2 rRNA genes are annotated in these 2,884 nt (G+C 48.9%); both read left to right on the top strand.

Annotated features, from left to right (window positions below):
• Positions 1-2,619 (top strand): 23S ribosomal RNA (locus MVI27_RS11740); the annotation flags it as partial.
• Positions 2,620-2,770: 151 nt separating this feature from the next.
• Positions 2,771-2,879 (top strand): 5S ribosomal RNA (gene rrf, locus MVI27_RS11735).
• Positions 2,880-2,884 lie beyond the last annotated feature (5 nt).

Genomic DNA, 2,884 nt, shown 5'->3' with positions numbered 1-2,884 from the left:
CGAGAAGCAAACCCGGAGAACTGAAACATCTAAGTACCCGGAGGAAAAGAAATCGAAGAGATTCCGTAAGTAGTGGCGAGCGAACGCGGATTAGCCCAAAAGCTTTTATATGTTTAATAGAATGTTCTGGAAAGAACAGCCATAGAGGGTGATAGCCCCGTACATGAAAGGCATATTTAAGTGATAAATGAGTAGGGCGGGACACGTGAAATCCTGTCTGAATATGGGGGGACCATCCTCCAAGGCTAAATACTCCTGAAAGACCGATAGTGAACAAGTACTGTGAAGGAAAGGTGAAAAGCACTTCGAATAGAAGGGTGAAAGAGAACCTGAAACCGTACGCCTACAAGCGGTCGGAGCCTCTATTTATAGGGGTGACGGCGTGCCTTTTGCATAATGAGCCTACGAGTTAATTTTACTAGCGAGCTTAAGCACTTCAGGTGCGGAGGCGCAGCGAAAGCGAGTCTGAACAGGGCGCTTGAGTTAGTAGGATTAGACGCGAAACCTTGTGATCTACCCATGGGCAGGTTGAAGCTTTGGTAACACAAAGTGGAGGACCGAACCCGTTGACGTTGAAAAGTCTTGGGATGACTTGTGGGTAGGGGTGAAAGGCCAATCAAACTGGGAGATAGCTCGTACTCCCCGAAATGCATTTAGGTGCAGCGTCGATATTTTAGTTTATTAGAGGTAGAGCTACTGATTGGATGCGGGGGTTTCATCGCCTACCAATTCCTGACAAACTCCGAATGCTAATAAATGATGATCGGCAGTGAGGGCATGGGTGCTAAGGTCCATGTCCGAAAGGGAAAGAACCCGGACCAACAGCTAAGGTCCCCAAATCTATACTAAGTTGAAACAACGCGGTTGGACTGCATTGACAGCTAGGATGTTGGCTTGGAAGCAGCCATTCATTTAAAGAGTGCGTAACAGCTCACTAGTCGAGCGGTCCGGCATGGATAATAATCGGGCATAAGTATAGTACCGAAGCTATGGATTTACAGTTATTAAGAACTGTATCTGGTAGGGGAGCATTCTGTTTGCGTTGAAGCTGAAACGCGAGTTTTGGTGGAGCGGACAGAAAAGAAAATGTAGGCATAAGTAACGATAAAGGGGGCGAGAAACCCCCTCACCGAAAGACTAAGGGTTCCTCAGCCATGCTAATCAGCTGAGGGTTAGTCGGGACCTAACGCGCACCCGAAAGGGGAAGTGGATGGACATAGGGTTAATATTCCCTAACTTGCTCACACTAAAAAGGGGACGGACTGCTGTACCTGCTGGAGACTGACGGAATAGTCAAGGCCTAGCCTTCGGGCGAAGCTGCTGCAGGGAACGTGGTTCCAAGAAAAGCCGAAGTGAAGCAACCCGTACCAAAACCGACACAGGTAGTCGAGGAGAGAATCCTAAGGTGCTCGAGTGAGTCGTGGCTAAGGAACTAGGCAAAATAGTCTCGTAACTTCGGAAGAAGGGACGCCCCGCTGGCAACAGCGGGGCCTCAGTAAAGAGGCCCAGGCGACTGTTTATCAAAAACACAGGACTCTGCTAAATCGAAAGATGCTGTATAGGGTCTGACACCTGCCCGGTGCTGGAAGGTTAAGGAAGGTTGTTAGCGTAAGCGAAGCAATTGACTGAAGCCCCAGTAAACGGCGGCCGTAACTATAACGGTCCTAAGGTAGCGAAATTCCTTGTCGGGTAAGTTCCGACCTGCACGAATGGTGTAACGATCTGGGCACTGTCTCAGCCACGAGCTCGGTGAAATTGTAGTATCGGTGAAGATGCCGATTACCCGCAATGGGACGAAAAGACCCTGTGAACCTTTACTATAACTTCGTATTGACTTTGAGTAAACAATGTGTAGGATAGGTGGGAGGCTTTGAAGCTGGCACGCTAGTGTCGGTGGAGCCAACGTTGAAATACCACCCTTTGTTTACTTGGAGCCTAACCTCATCTTGAATGAGGGACACTGCGTGGTGGGTAGTTTGACTGGGGTGGTCGCCTCCAAAAGAGTAACGGAGGCTTTCAAAGGTACCCTCAGCACGCTTGGTAACCGTGCGTAGAGTGTAATGGCATAAGGGTGCTTGACTGTGAGACCTACAAGTCGATCAGGTGCGAAAGCAGGACATAGTGATCCGGTGGTTCCGTATGGAAGGGCCATCGCTCATAGGATAAAAGGTACTCCGGGGATAACAGGCTAGTCTCCCCCAAGAGCTCACATCGACGGGGAGGTTCGGCACCTCGATGTCGGCTCGTCACATCCTGGGGCTGGAGAAGGTCCCAAGGGTTGGGCTGTTCGCCCATTAAAGTGGCACGCGAGCTGGGTTCAGAACGTCGTGAGACAGTTCGGTCTCTATCTATTGCGGGCGTTAGATGTTTGAGAGGGCTTGAATCTAGTACGAGAGGACCGATTTGAACAAACCTCTGGTGTATCAGTTGTACCGCCAGGTGCACCGCTGAGTAGCTACGTTTGGTAAGGATAAGCACTGAAAGCATATAAGTGCGAAACCTGCCTCAAGATGAGACATCTTTTAAGGGTCGTGGGAGATGACCACGTTGATAGGCTACAGGTGTAAAGGCAGCAATGTCATAGCCGAGTAGTACTAATTACCCGTAGATTTATAGCCTAATCTATAAACTCCTCCTTAAGTGCTCCGAAAGTTCTCTCTTTGTGTTTGTCTCTATCGTTTTTTTAGAAATTAGATAAGAGAAATTAGATCGTTAGAAAAGCCTTTCTAACCTCTGACTTCTAATCTCTAACTTCTCTCTATACAACCTTTAGGGTGGTTTTAGCAGAGGGGCTCACCTGTTCCCATTCCGAACACAGAAGTTAAGCCCTCTAGCGCCGATGGTACTGCGAATAGCGGGAGAGTAGGTCGCCGCCAGTCTTTTT

It is taken from the genome of Chryseobacterium salipaludis, from assembly GCF_022968825.1.
GTDB classification, from domain to species: Bacteria; Bacteroidota; Bacteroidia; order Flavobacteriales; family Weeksellaceae; genus Kaistella; species Kaistella salipaludis.
Note: the sequence above shows the minus strand (reverse complement) of the source record. Positions and strands in the feature narration are given on the sequence as shown.